This is a genomic window from Frankia sp. BMG5.60, from assembly GCF_059428125.1.
In genome coordinates this window covers 6,275,052-6,293,022 of sequence record NZ_CM182091.1, presented here as the reverse complement: position 1 = coordinate 6,293,022, position 17,971 = coordinate 6,275,052, and the positions used below count along the sequence as shown (strand labels likewise).

15 protein-coding genes are annotated in these 17,971 nt (G+C 70.7%); 6 read left to right on the top strand and 9 right to left on the bottom strand.

Annotated elements, in window-relative coordinates:
* Positions 1 to 306: 306 nt before the first annotated feature.
* Both AC5R91_RS25735 and cds1 read left to right on the top strand, forming a co-directional pair.
* A complete protein-coding gene (locus tag AC5R91_RS25735; RefSeq protein ID WP_495393867.1) occupies positions 307 to 1,398 on the top strand; it encodes a CAP domain-containing protein in 1,092 nt (363 codons plus the stop codon).
* A gap of 55 nt (positions 1,399 to 1,453) precedes the next feature.
* Entirely contained in the window at positions 1,454 to 2,539 is a 1,086-nt protein-coding gene (gene cds1, locus AC5R91_RS25730; protein WP_495393866.1) for an L-cysteine desulfhydrase Cds1, read from the top strand.
* Between the two features lie 71 nt (positions 2,540 to 2,610).
* Here cds1 and AC5R91_RS25725 read toward each other — a convergent pair whose 3' ends face one another.
* Positions 2,611 to 3,711: an amidohydrolase family protein gene (locus AC5R91_RS25725; RefSeq protein WP_495393865.1), complete on the bottom strand. Its 1,101-nt coding sequence runs from the start codon at positions 3,709 to 3,711 to the stop codon at positions 2,611 to 2,613.
* Positions 3,712 to 3,945: 234 nt separating this feature from the next.
* Positions 3,946 to 4,317, bottom strand: coding sequence for a hypothetical protein (locus tag AC5R91_RS25720; protein WP_495393864.1), 372 nt, complete (start codon positions 4,315 to 4,317; stop codon positions 3,946 to 3,948).
* Between the two features lie 461 nt (positions 4,318 to 4,778).
* On the opposite strand from AC5R91_RS25720, the gene AC5R91_RS25715 reads away from it, so the two are divergent.
* Positions 4,779 to 6,059 carry a hypothetical protein gene (locus AC5R91_RS25715; protein ID WP_495393863.1) on the top strand — a complete coding sequence of 427 codons (1,281 nt, stop codon included), beginning with the start codon at positions 4,779 to 4,781 and terminating at the stop codon, positions 6,057 to 6,059.
* Positions 6,060 to 6,107: 48 nt separating this feature from the next.
* Here the strand turns inward: AC5R91_RS25715 and AC5R91_RS25710 are convergent, their stop codons facing one another.
* From AC5R91_RS25710 to AC5R91_RS25680, 7 genes are all read right to left on the bottom strand, one after another.
* Positions 6,108 to 7,442: an alkaline phosphatase PhoX gene (locus tag AC5R91_RS25710; protein ID WP_495393862.1), complete on the bottom strand. Its 1,335-nt coding sequence runs from the start codon at positions 7,440 to 7,442 to the stop codon at positions 6,108 to 6,110.
* Positions 7,443 to 7,675: 233 nt separating this feature from the next.
* Positions 7,676 to 8,908, bottom strand: coding sequence for a hypothetical protein (locus tag AC5R91_RS25705; protein ID WP_495393861.1), 1,233 nt, complete (start codon positions 8,906 to 8,908; stop codon positions 7,676 to 7,678).
* 137 nt (positions 8,909 to 9,045) lie between these two features.
* Positions 9,046 to 9,348: a GmrSD restriction endonuclease domain-containing protein gene (locus AC5R91_RS25700; protein WP_495398061.1), complete on the bottom strand. Its 303-nt coding sequence runs from the start codon at positions 9,346 to 9,348 to the stop codon at positions 9,046 to 9,048.
* A 26-nt stretch (positions 9,349 to 9,374) separates the two neighbouring features.
* Positions 9,375 to 9,575 (bottom strand): hypothetical protein, encoded by a 201-nt coding sequence (locus tag AC5R91_RS25695; protein WP_495393860.1) that lies wholly within the window; start codon positions 9,573 to 9,575, stop codon positions 9,375 to 9,377.
* A gap of 38 nt (positions 9,576 to 9,613) precedes the next feature.
* Positions 9,614 to 9,979 (bottom strand): hypothetical protein, encoded by a 366-nt coding sequence (locus AC5R91_RS25690; RefSeq protein ID WP_495393859.1) that lies wholly within the window; start codon positions 9,977 to 9,979, stop codon positions 9,614 to 9,616.
* 162 nt (positions 9,980 to 10,141) lie between these two features.
* Entirely contained in the window at positions 10,142 to 12,493 is a 2,352-nt protein-coding gene (locus AC5R91_RS25685; protein WP_495393858.1) for an FUSC family protein, read from the bottom strand.
* A 669-nt stretch (positions 12,494 to 13,162) separates the two neighbouring features.
* Positions 13,163 to 14,233, bottom strand: a complete 1,071-nt coding sequence (locus AC5R91_RS25680; RefSeq protein ID WP_495393857.1) for a LysR family transcriptional regulator — start codon at positions 14,231 to 14,233, stop codon at positions 13,163 to 13,165.
* 167 nt (positions 14,234 to 14,400) lie between these two features.
* On the opposite strand from AC5R91_RS25680, the gene AC5R91_RS25675 reads away from it, so the two are divergent.
* From AC5R91_RS25675 to AC5R91_RS25665, 3 genes are all read left to right on the top strand, one after another.
* Complete coding sequence (locus tag AC5R91_RS25675) at positions 14,401 to 15,066, top strand: succinate dehydrogenase cytochrome b subunit (protein WP_082121678.1); 666 nt, start codon at positions 14,401 to 14,403, stop codon at positions 15,064 to 15,066.
* An 18-nt stretch (positions 15,067 to 15,084) separates the two neighbouring features.
* Entirely contained in the window at positions 15,085 to 17,022 is a 1,938-nt protein-coding gene (locus AC5R91_RS25670; RefSeq protein WP_495393856.1) for a fumarate reductase/succinate dehydrogenase flavoprotein subunit, read from the top strand.
* A 111-nt stretch (positions 17,023 to 17,133) separates the two neighbouring features.
* Complete coding sequence (locus AC5R91_RS25665) at positions 17,134 to 17,880, top strand: succinate dehydrogenase/fumarate reductase iron-sulfur subunit (protein ID WP_044883743.1); 747 nt, start codon at positions 17,134 to 17,136, stop codon at positions 17,878 to 17,880.
* Positions 17,881 to 17,971 lie beyond the last annotated feature (91 nt).

The following is a 17,971-nucleotide window of genomic DNA, read 5'->3' as shown; positions in this document are numbered from 1 at the left end:
GGACACTCACCGATGTCACTCGGACGAGCCACAATCCCGCCCGGACGTGGCACGGACCTGGCGCCGCACCGCGTCAGGCATGGTGGCCGCGCCCATCACCCGGTACATCTAGAACAGGCGGACACGTCGCCGTCGCCCGGCGCCCGCCCCAACCCGGCGATGGGCCGGCGGCAGCGCATCCTCACCGACCAGTACACGGCCACGGCCAACAGCCAAGGCCGACCACAACTGCCAAGGCCGACCAGAACAGCCAAGGCCGACCACAGCCAGCCAAGGCCGACCAGAACAGCCACGGGAGTGGGACGGATGACAGAGCTCGTGCCCGGTGCGAACGCGCCGCTGCCCCGCGGCCCCGTCTCGGTTCGCCTGATCGGGCCGTTCGACCTGTGCGCGTTGGTGACCGCGGCGCACGGCAAGGTCGACGGGGATGACGACTTCGTGTTCTACAACCAGCCGGCGACGGCCGGCGTCATCCTCAGCGGCGACGAGGTGATGGTCGACCCGGAGCGGCTGCGGCCCGGCGCCGAACGCGTCGTGATCGTCGCCAGCTCCGAGGACGGCACGACTCCCTTCGGGCAGCTGCCCGGGCCCGTCGTCACGCTGCACGACCGGCGCGGCAACCTCAGCGCCCACTTCACCCCGCCGCCGCTGTCCAGCGAGACCGTGGTCACCCTCATCGAGATCTACCGCCGGGGAGCGGAGTGGAAGGTCCGCGCCGTCGGGCAGGGTTACGCCGACGGCCTCGCCGGCCTCGCCCGTGACTTCGGCGTGGACGTCGACGACGGCAGCCCGGCCGCGCCCGAGGCCGCGGCGCCCCCACCCGGTCTCGTCCCGGCCGTCCCCCGCCAGGACGCCCCCGCCGCCACCGCTCCCGCCAGCACCGCTCCCGCCAGCACCGCTCCCGTCCCCGCCGGCGGCCCGCCGGCGGGGTGGGGCGGCCCCTGGGCATCCGGCCACGGGAAGGTGCCCGACGATCGGCCGGCGCCGGACGGGGCCGGGGAGGGCGACGTTCCGGCGATGTTGGCCCAGGTCGTCGCGCTCACGAACATCGAACGCGAGCGGGAGGGTCTCGCCCCGCTCGCCGTCGACCCGACGCTGACCGCCGCCGCCGCCGAGCACAGCCGGGACATGGTGGCGCGCGGCTTCTTCGCCCACACCAGCCCGGACGGCCGGACCGTGTCCGATCGGGTCACGGACCTGGGCTACCGCTACGCCCGGGTCGCCGAGAACATCGCCGCCGGCCAGACCACGGCCGAGGAGGTCGTCGCCGGCTGGATGCAGAGCCCGGGCCACCGGGCCAACATCCTCATCCCGCAGCTTCGCCAGATCGGCGTCGGCTACGCCGCCGGCGGCGAGTACGGCACCTACTGGACGCAGGTGTTCGGCACGCTCCTCTGATTCACGGCGGCCCGAGAATCGGCAGGTCAGCGGTCAACCGGGTTGGATGTCGGCCATGGACGCAGCACCCAGCCGGCGGGATCGGCGCTGGATCCGGGAGGCCGTCGCGCTGGTGGAGGCCGACACGAACCGCTCGGCGGACACCCACCTGATCCCGCTGTCGCTGTGGTCGGCGCGCCGCGGCGTGGACGTCTACCTCAAGGACGAGTCGACGCATCCCACCGGTTCGCTGAAGCACCGACTCGCCCGGTCGCTGTTCCTCTACGGGCTGAGCAACGGCTGGATCCGGGAGGGCACGACGGTCGTGGAGGCGTCCTCGGGCTCCACGGCGGTCTCGGAGGCGTATTTCGCCCGGATGCTGGGCCTGCCGTTCATCGCCGTGATGCCCGCGTCGACCAGCGCCCAGAAGATCGCCCTGATCGAACGGGAGCAGGGCCGCTGTCACCTGGTCTCCGACGCGGCCATGGTCTACCCGGAGGCGCACCGGCTGGCCACCGCGACCGGCGGGCACTACATGGACCAGTTCACCTACGCGGAGCGCGCCACGGACTGGCGCGGTAACAACAACATCGCCGAGTCGATCTTCAGTCAGATGGCCCTGGAACGCCATCCCGTCCCGGCCTGGGTCGTCGTCGGCGCGGGCACCGGCGGGACCAGCGCGACGATCGGCCGCTACCTGCGCTACCGCCAGCACGACTCCGCCCTGTGCGTGGTCGACCCGGAGGGGTCGGCGTTCCACCGAAGCTGGTCCACCGGCGACCCGCACGCGGCAGGGGAGAACTCCCGCATCGAGGGGATCGGCCGGCCGCGGGTCGAACCGAGCTTCCTGCCCGACGTCGTCGACCGGATGATCAGTGTCCCGGACGCCGCGTCCATCGCCGCCATGCAGTTCCTGCAGGCGCTCACCGGCCGGCGGGCCGGCGCCTCGACGGGCACGAACCTGTGGGGTGCCATCCAGCTCGCCTGCGAGCTCGTCGCCGCCGATCGCCAGGGCAGCATCGTCACCCTGATCTGTGACGGCGGCGACCGCTACGCGGACACCTACTACTCCCCCGCCTGGCTCGCCGCCGCCGGCATCGACCCACGTCCCAGCGCCGAGTTCCTGCGCCGCGCCGTCGACAGTGCCACCTGGCCCACCTGACCGCCGCACCGCCGCACCGCCGGGGCGACGCCGCGCGGCACCTCCCGGGGACGCCGTCCCGGCCCGACGGGTCAGGGGGCGACGGGACGGCCGCGCAGGACGATGACGTCGGGGGCGGCGAGGACGCCGACGTCGGCACGCGGGTCGGCGGGGTAGACGACCAGGTCGGCGGGGGCGCCCTCGGTGAGCGCCGGATGACCGAGCCAGGCCCGCGCCGACCAGGTGGCGGCCGACAGGGCGACCTCGGCCGGCAGGCCGGCGCGGCGCAGTTCGGCGACCTCGGCGGCGACCAGGCCGTGCGGCAGGCTGCCCCCGGCGTCGGTGCCGACGTAGATGGGGATCCCGGCGTCGTGGGCGGCCCGCACCGTGTCGTACCGGCGGGCGTGCAGGGCCCGCATGTGCCGGGCGTAGGCGGGGAACTTCTCCTCGGCGCCGCGGGCGATGCCCTCGAAGGTGGCGATGTTCACCAGGGTCGGGACGATCGCGACCCCCCGCTCGGCGAACAGCGGGATCGTGTCCTCGGTGAGCCCGGTGGCGTGCTCGATGCAGTCGATGCCCGCCTCGACGAGGTCGGCGAGCGAGTCCTCGGCGAAGCAGTGGGCGGTCACCCGGGCGCCGACCGTGTGGGCAGCGTCGATCGCCGCCTTCGCGGCGTCCGCGGGCCAGCAGGGCGCGAGGTCCCCGACGCCGCGGTCGATCCAGTCCCCGACGAGCTTGACCCAGCCGTCGCCGCGGCCGGCCTGGGCGACGACCTCGGCCACCAGGTCGTCCGGCTCGACCTCGGCGGCATAGTTGCGGATGTAGCGGCGGGGACGGGCGATGTGCCGGCCGGCGCGCACCAGGCGGGGCAGGTCGTCGCGGTCGTCGACCCATCGGGTGTCTGCCGGGGAGCCGGCGTCGCGCAGCAGCAGCGCGCCGGCCGCACGGTCGGTGGTGATCTGCTCCTCCGCGGTCGGCCGGTCCACGGCGCCGCCGGCGTCGAGGCCGACGTGGCAGTGCGCGTCGACCAGCCCGGGCAGCGCCCAACCGGACACCGTTCGCACGTCCCGGGCGGCGGTGCCGGCTGGCGCGGTGAAACTGATTCGACCGTCCACGACCCAGAGCTCGTCGCGGACCTCCTCCGGCCCGACCAGCACCGCGCCCCGGATCCGCAGGGCCGGCTGAGCCGTCATCACCGGCCTGCCCCCGACCGGCCTGCCCCCGACCGGCCTGCCCCCGATCGAGCGGTCTCCGTTCCGCGAGCTCCCGCCTTGGGGACGGCCAGCCTGGTTCCGACCAGTGTCGTCAAGTTCGCCTCCGCTGCTCCGTCAGGCCCAGTCTGCCCTTTTCCCGCCGGAGCAGCGCGCCCCGGCCCGCGCTGAGGCCGGGCGCGGGGATGCGCCGAAGCCGGGGCGACGGTGCCGGCGTCAGACGTCGAGCTGGGCCTCGATGGCGCGCAGGCGGTGACGGGCCAGCGCGAGGTTCGCCCGCCCCTTGTCCAGCACCAGGTAGAGAAACAGACCGCGGCCGGAATGACTCTGCAACAGGCGGATCAGGTGGTATTGACGGCCGAGCGTGATGAGGATGTCCTCGATGGTGTCCTGCAGGCCGAGGCTCTCCATGGTCCGCAGCTTCGCCCGGATGACCTCGGTGTTGCCGGCGGCGGCCACCTCCAGGTCGAGGGTGTGCGCGTTTCCGGTCGTGCCGAGAGTCATGCCGCTGGTGAAATCGACGAGGGCCGCCCCGAGCGCGCCCCCGATCTCCAGCGACTCCTTCAGCGCTATATCGACACTGTTCATATCGCCTCCCGCGTTGTCGAGGTGGATGGCGGCGCCGACACTGCCGCCCGTGTGCACCGACGTGGGCTCACGCGAACCGCGCGTCGACAATCGTCCCCGCATCACAGTCCCTCGCAGACTTCAAACCGCCCGATCTACGACTGCTCATCCAACTTTAATCGGCCGCGACCGGAACGCACGAGGCTGAGCCAAAAAGGTACGTCCGCGGACAGAGAGACCACATTGGCCGGCCGTCGCCAACCCGCGAAAAACTTCCCGACCGAATTACTGGGCATTGCATTGACATGCCGATATGATTATGAAGATAGGATTTAGACGACGTAGATGTCCGTCGGACGGCGTGCAGGCCACGCGGGAGCCACCGGCGGCCGCATCGTCGCCGCCGGATCCTCCTGGGCGGCAGCGCAAATCCCCCTGCTCGGACGCCATGATCCGGTGTTGCGCGGGGTAGGAGCGGCGGCATGGCCGATCACCGAGCGACATGGCACCGGGGCAGCCTTCGGCAGGACGACCCGCCGCGCAGCGGCGGGCAGCAGGGCGGCGGCGGGCAGCAGGGCGGCGAGCAACGGCGCGGCAGCGAGCGGCAGGGTGGCGGGAACCAGCAGGGTGGCGGTGAACGGCGGCTCAGGGCCCGGCGGGGTGGCGGGCAGCCCGGGTGGCGAGATGCGCTGCCGGTCGCGGTGCTGGGCCTCCTGCTGCTCGTCTCGGTTCTCGGGGCGGGATGCGGCTCGCAGCCAGAGGGCGCGCAGCAGACTGCGGCGGCGGCGCAGCGCGCACCCGCCGCCAGTCCGACCGGCCTGACCCACCCGATTGGCCCGACCAGCCCGGCCGACCTGATCGGCCCGACCGGCCCCACCGGACAGAGCGGCCCCGGCGGGGGGCCGGGATCGACGCCCGAGCCCGAAGCGGCCGGGCATGGGGACGAGCCGGGGCGGCCCGCGGCCGGGGGCGCCGACGCGCCGCAACTGCCGATGGGCGGTCGCACGCTGCTACCGCGCTTTCGGATCGTGGCGCACTACGGTTCGGTGGGCGGCGGGGCGCTCGGCGTGCTCGGCGAGGGGACGCCGGAGCAGGCGGCGCAGCGCGTGCTCGCGGCCGCGGCGCCCTTCGCCGCGGGCGGCCGGCCGGTGCAGCCGGCGATGGAGCTCATCACGACCGTCGCGTCGGCCTCACCCGGCACGGACGGGCTGTACAGCTCCGCGCTGTCGCCGGCCGCGGTCGAGCCGTACCTCGCCGCCGCCCGGGCGCACCGGATGCTGCTCATCCTCGATCTACAGCCCGGGCGCGGGCGTTTTCTGGACCAGGCGCGCAGGTACGAACGTTTCCTACGGGAACCGGACGTCGGGCTCGCCCTCGACCCGGAATGGAAGATGGGGCCGGGCCAGGTCCCCGGCCGCCAGATCGGCAGCAGCGACGCGGCCGGACTGAACGAGGTCTCCGCCTGGCTCGCCGGCGTCACCCACGCGCACAATCTGCCACAGAAACTGTTCGTAATACATCAGTTCACCGAATCCATGCTGCCCGACCGGGCGGCCATCGCGGCCCGCCCCGAACTCGCCACCGTCTTCCACATCGACGGCTTCGGCGTCCGTCAGGACAAGCTCGACAAATACGCGCTACTGGCGGCCAAGGCGCCGTTCTTCACCGGATTCAAGCTCTTCCTCGACGAGGACACGAACATGTTCAGTCCGGCGGAGACGCTGACCCTCACGCCCCCGCCGGACCTCATCACCTATCAGTGAGTGGCGCCGTCGCCCTTGGAGCGGCCGCCGTCACCTCTGGAGCGGCGCTCAGCCCCGCCACCACGGCCCGGTGATGGCCACCGTGAGGCCGTCGCCCTGGACGTTGGCGTACAGCCAGCGGCCGTCCTGGGAGAAGGTGGCGCCGGCCCACTCGCTGTCGCTGCCGGCGTTGCGGGCGAGCGGGTAGGGGGTGCCGTCCGCCGAGGGGGCGACGAGGTAGTTCTCGCCGTCGCCGTCCTCGCAGAGCACGATCCCGCCGAGCGGCGAGACGGTGATGTTGTCGGGCCCGTCGAACCGGCCGCCCGGCTCCAGGCGCAGGACGAGTTCCAGGGTGGAGTGCTTCGGGTCGAACCGCCAGACCTGCCCGGAGTGGTCGGTGGCGGCGCCGTCGGCCTTCTTCGCGTAGCTGGAGACGATGTACGCGGTGCCCTCGGACCAGAAGATGCCCTCGGCCTTCGGCACCCGGGTGATCTTCGCGGCGTCGAACTGCGAACGGACCGACACCGTGGTCGCGTCCGGGTCGGGCACGTCCACCCAGGTGACGGCCAGCTTGGTGTGCAGCTCCCGCACCGCGGACAGGTCACGCACGTCGGGCACCGACAGGGCCTGCAGCTTCCCGCCGGCCCGCAGGCTGCCGGGGCCGCCGAGCGGGCGGCGCGGCAGGAACCGGTAGAGCAGGCCGTACGGCTTGGACGCGTCCTCGGTGAGGTAGACGATGCCCGAACGCGGGTCGATCGCCACCGCCTCGTGCGGGAAGCGGCCCAGCGCCGTCAGCGGCACCGGGGCGGCGTCGCGCAGCCGACCGAAGGGGTCGACCTCGAAGACGTAGCCGTGCTTCTTGGTCAGCACCGCCTCGGTGGCCGGGGTGGCCTCGGTCTCCTCGCAGGACAGCCAGGTCCGCCACGGCGTGCCGCCGCCGGCGCAGTTGCGGTAGGTGCCGGCGAGGCTCGGCACGTGGCCGAGCAGCCGGTCGCCCGCGACCGTGAGGGTCGTCGTCCCGCCGGCGCAGGCCGGGTCGTAGACGAGGCCGTCGCGGTGCGGCACCGCCGGGATGTCGGTTCCCGGCGACAGCTCGTGGTTGCGCACCAGCACGCTGCGCCCGAACCCGCCAGGGAAGGCGTACATGCCGTCGTGCGACCCCGGCACCGCGCCGCCGCCGTCCAACGTGTCCTTGCCGGCGCGCGAGAACACCGCGTAACGGAAGCCGGCCGGCAGGTCGATGACCTTCTTCGGATCCGCGACGAGCTCCCCGTACCCGCGGAACGCCTTCGGTGTCGCGGCGTTCGCGGTCCCCGCGAAGACGGCATCCACCGCCCCGGCCAGGGCGAAGCCGAGGCCGGCGGTCCCCGCACCGGCCATCAACTGTCGACGGTTCACAACCATGTGTGTCCTCCTCCGGCGCCGGTCCCATCGACGCCGCAGGGAACGCTGTCAGCCGAACATGGCCGGAGATCGACACGGACGGAAACATCAGTGCACCTACAACCAACCGATACGCTCGCCGACCGTCACCGAACCGACGCTCCCCGGCCCCGACGACCAGCACCGACGACCAATCCCCCGCCGCGCCACCACGAGCGAGACCCTCTCCATCGGCTACTCAATGTAACGATGCTCTACTCGGTATCGATCTCCGCCTCACCCGCCGTCACATCAGCCGGGCGTATTCCCTTTCTCAGGATGAATTCCCGCTCCCGCTCGGCGAGATGCTTCGCGCGGCGGGCAATGAAGCCCTGATCGTCTCCCTCATGCAGCGAGGCCATCGCCTCGGGCGGGATGCCGTGGCTCGCCAGCACCGCGTCGGCAACGTCCGGCGCGAGCGTGAGCAGCGCCCGACGAACGGACAGACCCGGCCCGGTCGGCATGATCAACCTGTTCGCCGGACTCTGTTCACCGCCGGCGGAACCGGACGTGACGACGTGCCGGTACGCCCTGGTGTCCGCCTTGACCAGCTCGTCCAGGGCGTCGAATGTCTCTCCGGTCGGATACAGCCGCTCGGGCAGCTCCTGGAGTTCCCATAGCAGGTAGGTCCGAACCCGCGCGCTGCGCATGTCGAAGCGGTCCGGGAACGGGCGGGCCTGCTCGTCGCAGCCGTCGGGGTCGGGCCCGCCCTCCGCGAACTTCTTCATAGCCGCGAGATAGTTCTTGACCTGGGTCGTGTTGGCGCTCGCGAAGAACCCGGACCAGGACGTCGACCAGAACCAGCGGATCAGCACATCGCGTTGACGCCTGTCGGGTTCCGGACACAGATCGAAGAAGGCAGTGAGCAGGAGAACCTGGATGCTGTATGGAACCAGCCGGGCCAGCGGCACCCCGACGGCAGAGCGCAGAAAGTCGACCGTCAGACCGAGTGCTGTCTCAGTTCGTTCGACCGCAGTGTCCAGCTTTCCCTTTGTCCGCCTGGCGAGACTCTCCCACCGCCCCGTCTGGACATCTTCCTCACCGGCGACGGCAAGCACTGCCCGGAAGACCGTGCTGGACGGCAATTCGGCGAAACCCCGACTTCCCAGCCCTTCGAGGATCAAGGAGATCCGATCCCCCAGATTGTCCGCCGAACCCGCGTCATAGGTCAACGCGGAGACCATCTGCTGCGGAGTCATCGGGCTACCCTTGCTGTTCAGCCGGGAGAACACTTCGACGGCCTGATCCAAGGTGCCACCCTGAAGTCGGATGACAGCGAATCGATAGGATTTGATTCGCTGTGAAACCTGTTCGGCCTCGTCGATCATGTTCTCGACATCATGCGAATCGACAAAGAATTCAGTTCCGCCCTGAAGCCTCCGAGCGAAGTTCAGGAAGTCCAGCGTTCGCAGCACCGAGCGCATCGGAAGAAGTTGCGCAGGTGGCATACCGACCTGCTTCCAATGCCGGTAGCGGTTCCGTGAGGAGCGATCGCTCAGCTCTCGAGAAGGACGGTCACCGAGCTCTCGAAAAACCCGCCAGATCCAGTCGCTCTGACCATCGGGTACGGCCTGGTCAACCGACCTCATGAGGGTCCCGAACAGGGTGGATAGTCGCTGGTGGCCGTCGAGCACGAAGGCCGTGGCGTCCCTCGAGGGGGCCCCGGAACCGCTATGTCGCCCACTCGGTCGAGGCTTGGGAGGGGAAGATTCGTCTCCCAGACGAGCAGGCTGCCGACCGGGTATCCGCGCTCCAGACTGTCGAAGAGCTCCAGCATCTGGTCCGGTCGCCAGACATACGGGCGCTGGAACCGAGGGATCCGCAATGTCCCCTGGGCGATCGCGCCCAGGGTGTCGCCCAGTAGCTGTACCTCCGGCTTCACGATCATCGCGGTCTGCCCCGGGGCGGTCTCCATCACAGCACCTCGTCGATCATTGCGAGCAGCTCGTCAAGCTCGGCCTGGACGCCCGGCGCGACAGCCTCAAAATCGGCAGCCGTCAGGTCCAGGTCGCGACGCACCAGGCACTTGATGATTTTCCCGTCGAAACCGTGTCCCAGTTCCTGCACCAGTTCCGGGTCCAGATCGGCGAACAGATTCCGCTGCTCAGGCCGCACCGTCGCCGGCTTCGAACCGGTGGCACCGAAGCCATTCTTCAGGTCATAGTAACCACGCTGCTCGGGGCTGAGTCGAGCAAGTGCCGTGACAGCCCGTCGACATTCTGGACGGTCGCCTCGATATCCATCGCGTCGAAGCGCAGTCCGAAGGTGACATTTCCATGCGGGCGCTGGCCGAAGATGAGGTCAGTGAAGTCGCCGGCCAGTTCGATCCCGAGATTTTCCCGTTCGAGCGGCGCCTCGGAGTCGGTGCGCAGCCCGGTCTCCAGCAGGAGCGGCAGGCGGGCGAGGGCGCTCTTACCGGAGTTGTTGCGGCCCAGCAGGACGGTGATCGGGCGCAGCTCGAGGGTCTGGCGGCGCTCAAAGCACTTGTACTTCTCGACGGTGAGGGCCACCAGGGACATGCGGCCAGCCTAGCGGGGCCGCATGTGGTATCCCGCACGATCGCGGCAGGCGGCCCCCCTAGGGGCAAGGTCCACGCCGGCGCGGACGCGCTGCCGGCCCGGCGGTCGGTGCCGCCGGGCCGCAGAACGCCGGTCACGGGAAAGGGAGCCAGGGGACGGAGGTCAGCCGACGCCGACGGTGTCGTAGTCGGCGATGCGCAGGGACATCGTCTCGGCGAGGCGGGCCATGGCGCCGTCGATGAGCTTGAGGTCGCGGATGGCGAGCTGTCCGTCGTGGACGGTGCCGGCCTGCTCCTCGCTGCGGCGTTCGGCCCGGTCGAGCAGCGCCGACGACCGGGTGTAGGTCGCGTCGCGCGGGCCGTTCAGCGCGGCGGCGATGACGTCCAGCGACTCGTGCAGGGTCGCGGTCGCCCCCTTGATCTCCCGTCGGCTGCCGAGGTCGAGCGGGCCGGCCTTCTCGACGTCGTGGACGAGGTTGCGGCTGTAGCTGCGCGACGCGGTGGCCAGGCGCATGACCTCCCCGATGCCCTCGTCGATGCCGCCGACCACGGTGCGGCGCAGGGGCTGGGCGGTCGCGACCAGGCCCTGGTACGCCGCGTCGACGGCGCGGGCGTCGGCCCGCAGGGCGGAGTCGCCGCCGACCGGATCGCCGAGCAGGCGGGAGCTGGCGTGCTCGACGAGGTCCGCCACCGCCTGCACGTACGCCCGCAGGGCGACCCGCAGCACCCGGCGCGTACGCAGCGGGAACACCACCATCACGACCACGATGGCGACCCCGGCGCCGAGGGCGGTCTCCTCCAGCCGCAGGCGCAGCAGCGAGTTGGAGAACTCGTCGAGCTGGACGTAGAGCTGGGAGACCATCACGGTGATCCCGACGACCATGAAGGCGTAGTTGATCCGCATCAAATAGAAGCCGAGGAACAGCGAGACGAAGATGACCGTGAGCGAGAGCGCCGTGTCGTGGCCGACCGCATGCGCGAGCACCGAGCCGATCAGGATGCCGACCAGCGTGCCGATCACCCGGGACAGCGCCTTGCGCACCTGCTCGCCGGAGTTGTTCGCCCCCATGAAGGTGATGAACGCGGCGATCACCGCCCAGTAGAACCGCCGGCCCGACAGCAGGTCGCCGAGCGCGATCGCCCCGGCGACCGCGACGCCCATCTGGATGGCCGCCCGCACGTGGGGGGCGAGCCGGACGCTGCCACCGGAGTGGACGCCCCGTTCCAACGAGGCCACGGCGCTGGGCACCGCGGACCCCGGCAGCCAGCCGCCGAACAGCATCACCGACGGCTGGAACGCGGCCGCGCCGTCCTCGGCCTTCACCGAGCCCAGGGCGAGCCACTGGACCATCGCCTCGGTCAGCGCGAGCACCGACCCGGCGAACCGGTGCACGACGACGACCGCGGTACGGTCCCGGTCGCCGACCAGGGGATCGGGATCGTGGTCCACCGCCGCCAGCAGCTCGATCAGGGCGCGGGCGTGGGCGTTGGCCGCCTCGGCGTCGCGGTCGAGGATTCCGTTCAGGGCCCCGCGGACCTCGCCGAGCTGGTCGGCGGGCAGGTCGAGGCGGGCCATGGCCTGGGCGAACCGGGCGACGTTGGTCAGGGCCAGCTCGACGTCGAACAGGCGCTGGTGCAGGAGCTGGCCGGAGGAGCCGTCCGCCACCGCGGCCGGATCGCCGAGCTGAGCGTCGATCATCAGGGCGGCCTCGTTGAGCCGGACCAACTGCCGCTGCAGGCGCTGCTCCTGCCGCTCGCTGTGTTCCGGGTCCTCGAACAGCTCCAGGGCGAGCTTCGCCACCTTGCGGGCGCGGGCGGCGTAGGAGCGCTGGGTCCGCTGCAGGGCCTTCGCGGGATGCGGATAGAACAGCACGAAGCGGATGACGATCGCCACTGCCAGGCCCACCCCGAGCTCGGCGCACAGCCAGCCGAGGTCACCCAGCGACACGCCCGCCCCCAGGAAGAACCCCAGGAAGACGCCCATGAACAGCAGCATGCCGCCGATGAAGCCGCGCATGCCGAAACGCCGGCAGTAGGTACCGACCGCCAGGCTGAGAGCGAGGACGATCAGCGAGATCGTCCGGTGATCGGCGAGGCTGATGCCGAGCACGAGCATCGGGACCATGGGGACCGGCAGCAGGAGCATCGTCACGAGCTGGCCCCGCGCGGTCGCGTCCATCACCCCGAAGACCGAGATCAGCCCGATCAGCGCACCCATCATCATGGCGATGACCTGGTACTGGTGGTTGGCCGCCGCCACCGCGGCCGCCTTCGCCGCGGGCAGGTGCGCGCCGTGGGTGTCGATCTGCAGCGCGTGGGTGGCCCGGACGAACAGCCATTCGACCAGCAGGATCGCGCCGATCGTGATGACGCAGTGCAGCGCCATCCGGAACCGGTTCAGGCCGGGGTCCGAACCGAGGAAGCGGTCAACCCAGCGTTTGCGGAGCTGCTCGACCGGCCGGGCCGGCGGGCTGACGGTGGCGACGACGTCGAGCCGGGCCTCACCGATGCTCAATACATCCCTCCAACGGGGGGTCGCGATCCTGCCCTGGTCGAGGACCGGATCGGCTGGATCAGGGCGACGGGGGACCGCCCTCGCGCATGACGCGGAGGTGCCCGGCGAACGGCATCGGTCATCCAGACCGGCGCCCGTGCGGGCGATGGACGCGGCCGGGCCGACGGCCCCGGCGGCGATCCGCACGATCGGAATCCCGAGGTGCGGCTATTTGTAAGTTAGCAACAATTCAGCTTCCGGAGTGCCCTCTCCGGATGTGGGAGATGTGACAGCAGGTGAGGGAATAGGGTGATCTCCCATGGGCCGTTCGGGCCGGTCATGACGGGGGCTCACCACACGCCCGCCGGGCACCACGGAACGTGCGACGGTCCGCGCCCCGCTCGCCGCGCCCGAGTGAGACCAGCCACCCCGCCGGTCGCCGAACGTGACGGTGTGCTCGCCGGTCGCGCGCGGACGACACCTCTGCCGGCACCAGCGGGACAACATCCGGCGACCACCATTTCCGGACCGAATTCTCCGTAGACGGACTTCCCCAAGAATCCTGTTGCGCGGAATTTCGGCGCACTGCCGTCACAGGTGCCGGTGAGCTACGAAATGCCGGCCGGCGTCGATGTCAGCCGGCGGCTTTCCGGCCTCGCCGACAATCCGGCCGCCAACTCACACCTGCCGCTAACTCGCATCGCCATTCCCGGCCAGGCCCGGAGGGTCGGTGGCCGACGGCTCCCGCCGACCGGCCTCGACCCCGGCGGCGGGCGCGGCGGCGGGCGCGGCGGCGGGGACGGGGACGGCGGCGGGCGCGGGACCAGCGCGGTCGCCGAGCAGTCGGGTGCCGTCGGGGAGGTTGCCGGTGGCGGCGGCATGGCGCAGGTACTCCCACAGGGCGCGCTGGAGCTCGACGGCGGCGCGGGTCGGCTCGACGTCGCGGCGCCGCGCCAGCCCGATCGTGCGCTGCAGCCCGGGTGCCACGAAGGGGGTCACCCGCATGCCGAGGCGGCGGGCGACCATGCTCGGGATCACGGCACTGCCGAGCCCCGCCGCGACGAAGCCGAGCACCGCGTCCATCTCCCCGCCCTCGATCGCGAAGGTCGGCTCGAAGCCGACCTCCCGGCAGGCCGTCACGGTGGCCTCGCGCAGGTCGTAGCCGCGCCGGAACATGACCAGCGGATGGTTGCGCAGGTCGGCGACGGTCAGCGAGCGACCGGTGACGACTGGTGGCTCGTCGAGGGAGGAGACCAGGACCAGGCTCTCCCGGATGAGCGGGGAGGTGGCCAGGGCCGGGTCGGAGCTCTGCAGCGGCAGGATGATCAGGGCAAGGTCGAGGTCGCCGCCCGCGAGGTCGCGGACCAGGTCACGTGAGCCGCCCTCCTCTACCAACAGGCGGATGCCCGGGTATCGCTCGTGGAACAGGCGCAGCACGTCGGGCAGGAAGCCGGTGCACAGGCTCGGCGTCGCGCCGAGGCGGACCGTGCCGTGGCGCAGGTCGAGCAGCTCGTTGACGCGCTGGCGAGCCGTCTCCGTGTCCGCGAGGATGCGGCGCGCGAGCGGCAGCAGCGTCTCCCCCGCCGCGGTCAGGCTGATGTTGCCCCGGGCGCGGTTGAACAGTGGTGTGCCCAACTCCTGTTCGAGCGCGCGAACCTGTTGGGACAGTGAGGGTTGCGCCACATGCATCCGCTGCGCGGCCCGAGTGAAATGGCGGGTCTCCGCGACGGCGACGAAATAGGCGAGCTGGTGGAACTGCACGCCCGCCAGCGTAGACCTCGATAGCAGCCGACTATGGAGTCCAGGTTTATCATGTCTTGGACCACTCGAGGCCCCGGTTCTAGGGTGCGGGCGTGGCTGTAACAACCCCGACGCGACCGGCGCCCGCTGGACGCCCCCCGCGCCCCGCGCGATCCTCCTTCGCCCCGTTGAACTTCTGGCGTTCGACGATCGGCAAGAAGACCGTGATGGCGGTCACCGGTCTGCTGATGCTGCTGTTCCTGATCGTCCACATGCTCGGGAACCTGAAGATCTTCTTCGGCCGAACCGACTTCGACCACTACGCCCACTGGCTGCGCACGATCGGGAACCCGGTCCTGCACGAAAGCTGGTATCTGTGGATCCAGCGGTTCGTCCTGGTAGTGGCCGTCGTGCTACATGCCGTCTCGGCCTACCAGCTCAGCCGACGTGACCTGAAGGCCCGGCCGACGAAATACTCCCACCACCAGCGAGCCAGGGCCGGCTACGCCACGCACATCATGCGTTACGGCGGCATCACCCTGGCGCTGTTCATCGTTTACCACATCCTCGACTTCACCACGCTCACCCTGAACCGCCACGGAGTCGACGGCGCGGCCTACGACAACGTCGTGTCGAGCTTCAGCGTGTGGTGGGTCACGGTCATCTACATCGCCGCCATGATCTGCCTCGGCCTCCACATCCAGCACGGTTTCTGGAGCGCCGCCCAGACCCTCGGGTACAACCGGCCGAGCCGCGACCGCGCCTTCAAGGGTGTGGCGACGGGTCTCGCCGTGCTTCTCACGGTGGGATTCCTGATCGTTCCGGTGTCGGTCCTCGCCGGCCTCGTCGACTGACGCACGAAAGAGGCTGACATGTCCTTCTACAAGCTCGGCGACGACATCGCCGACACCACCGCGCCGGACGTGCCGATCGAGCAGCGCTGGGACAAGCGCCGCTTCGACGCCAAGCTGGTCAACCCGGCCAACCGGCGGCGACACAGCGTGATCGTCGTCGGGACGGGCCTGGCCGGCGGGGCTGCCGGGGCGACCCTCGCCGAGCAGGGCTACCACGTCATCCAGTTCTGCTACCAGGACTCGCCGCGCCGGGCGCACTCCATCGCCGCGCAGGGCGGCATCAACGCCGCGAAGAACTACCGCAACGACGGCGACTCGGTCTACCGGCTGTTCTACGACACGGTCAAGGGCGGCGACTTCCGGTCCCGGGAGTCCAACGTCTACCGGCTCGCGCAGACGTCGACCCAGATCATCGACCAGTGCGTGGCGCAGGGTGTGCCGTTCGCCCGCGAGTACGGCGGCCTGCTCGACACCCGGTCGTTCGGCGGCGTGCAGGTCGCGCGCACCTTCTACGCCCGCGGCCAGACGGGCCAGCAGCTCCTGATCGGCGCCTACCAGGCGCTGTCGCGGCAGATCGATGCCGGCAACGTGGAGATGCACGCGCGCACCGAGATGCTCGACCTGATCGTCATCGACGGCCGCGCCCGCGGCATCGTCGCCCGTGACCTGATCACCGGCGAGATCTCGACCTACCTCGCCGACGCGGTCGTCCTGGCCACCGGCGGGTACGGCAACGTGTTCTACCTGTCGACGAACGCGAAGAACTCGAACGCGAGCGCGATCTGGCGGGCCCACCGGCGTGGGGCCTACTTCGCCAACCCGTGCTACACGCAGATCCACCCGACCTGCATTCCGCGTTCGGGCGACCACCAGTCCAAGCTCACCCTGATGAGTGAGTCGCTGCGCAACGACGGCCGGATCTGGGTGCCGAAGAACCCGGGCGACACCCGTTCGCCGGACCAGATCCCCGAGGACGATCGCGACTACTACCTCGAGCGCATCTACCCCGGCTTCGGCAACCTGGTCCCCCGCGACATCGCCTCCCGCGCGGCGAAGAACCAATGCGACCTGGGCCGCGGGGTCGGCCCCGGCGGACTGGGCGTCTACCTCGACTTCGCCGACGCGATCAAGCGGATGGGCGAGCCCGCCGTCCGCGAGAAGTACGGCAACCTGTTCGAGATGTACGACCGGATCACCGGCGAGGACCCGTACAAGGTCCCGATGCGGATCTACCCCGCCATCCACTACACGATGGGTGGCCTGTGGGTGGACTACGACCTGCAGAGCACCATCCCGGGCTGCTTCGTCATCGGTGAGGCGAACTTCTCCGACCACGGCGCCAACCGGCTCGGCGCGAGCGCGCTGATGCAGGGCCTGGCCGACGGCTACTTCGTGCTGCCGCCGATGCTCGGCAACTACATCGCCTCCACCAAGCTCGACAAGGTCGACGCCAGCCACCCGGAGGTGACCGCGACGGTCGCCGAGGCGACGGGCCGGCTGGACCGGCTGCTGTCGATCGACGGCGAGCGCACCGTCGACTCGTTCCACCGCGAGCTCGGCGAGATCCTCTGGAACGAGTGCGGGATGGCTCGCACCGAGGACGGCCTGCGCAAGGCGCTCGGCCGCCTGCCCGAGCTGCGCGAGGAGTTCTGGCGTTCGGTGAAGGTGCCCGGCAGCGGCGCCAGCCTGAACCAGAGCCTCGAGCGGGCCAACCGGGTGTCGGACTTCCTGGAGCTCGGCGAGCTGCTGTGCGTCGACGCGCTGCACCGCGAGGAGTCCTGCGGCGGTCACTTCCGGGTCGAGAGTCAGACCCCGGACGGGGAGGCCCGTCGCGACGACGACCGGTTCGCCTACGCCGCAGCCTGGGAGTTCGGCGGCACCGGAGGCACCCCGGTCCTGCACCGCGAGCCGCTCGAGTTCGACTACGTCCACCTCGCCCAGCGCAACTACGCGTGAGAGACGGGGTCGGACAGCCATGAACCACGAAGCATCGATGATCAACGCGCAGACCATGACCCGCGCGCTCCCGGAAAACCACGACAGCGCAGACAGCGCGAGGAGCCGACCGTGAAGCTCACCCTGCGGATCTGGCGCCAGGCCGGCCCGGCCGAACCCGGCCGCATGGTGGCCTACGAGGTGCCCGACGCGAACCCGGACATGTCCTTCCTGGAGCTGCTCGACGTGCTCAACGAGCGGCTCACCCTGGAGGGCGAGGACCCGGTCACCTTCGACCACGACTGTCGCGAGGGCATCTGCGGCTCCTGCGGCGTGGTCATCAACGGGCAGGCGCACGGGCCGCGCGCCCTGACCACCACGTGCCAGCTCCACGTGCGCTCGTTCTCCGACGGCGACGTGATCGACATCGAGCCCTGGCGCTCGGTCGCGTTCGGCGTGCTCAAGGACCTGATGGTGGACCGGTCGGGCCTCGACCGGATCATCCAGGCCGGCGGGTACATCAGCGCGCCGACGGGCAGCGCCCCGGAGGCGCACTCCACGCCGGTGCCGAAGCCGATCGCGGACACGGCGTTCGACAACGCCACCTGCATCGGCTGCGGGGCCTGCGTCGCCGCCTGCCCGAACGGCTCGGCGATGCTGTTCACCTCGGCGAAGGTGACGCACCTCAACAGCCTGCCGCAGGGGGCGCCGGAGCGGGCGAGCCGCGTGCTCAACCTGGTCGAGGCGATGGACGCCGAGGGCTTCGGTGGCTGCACGAACACCGGCGAGTGCACCAACGCCTGCCCGAAGGGCATCCCGCTGGACAGCATCGCGACCCTCAACCGCGAGTACCTGCGCGCCTCCCTCGGCCGCAAGTAGCCCCACCACGCCCGACTTCCTTACCTTTCCAGAGGGACGAAACGGACACCAAACCCTCCGGAAGGGCAAGGAAGTGGCCGGCCCGCGCCCC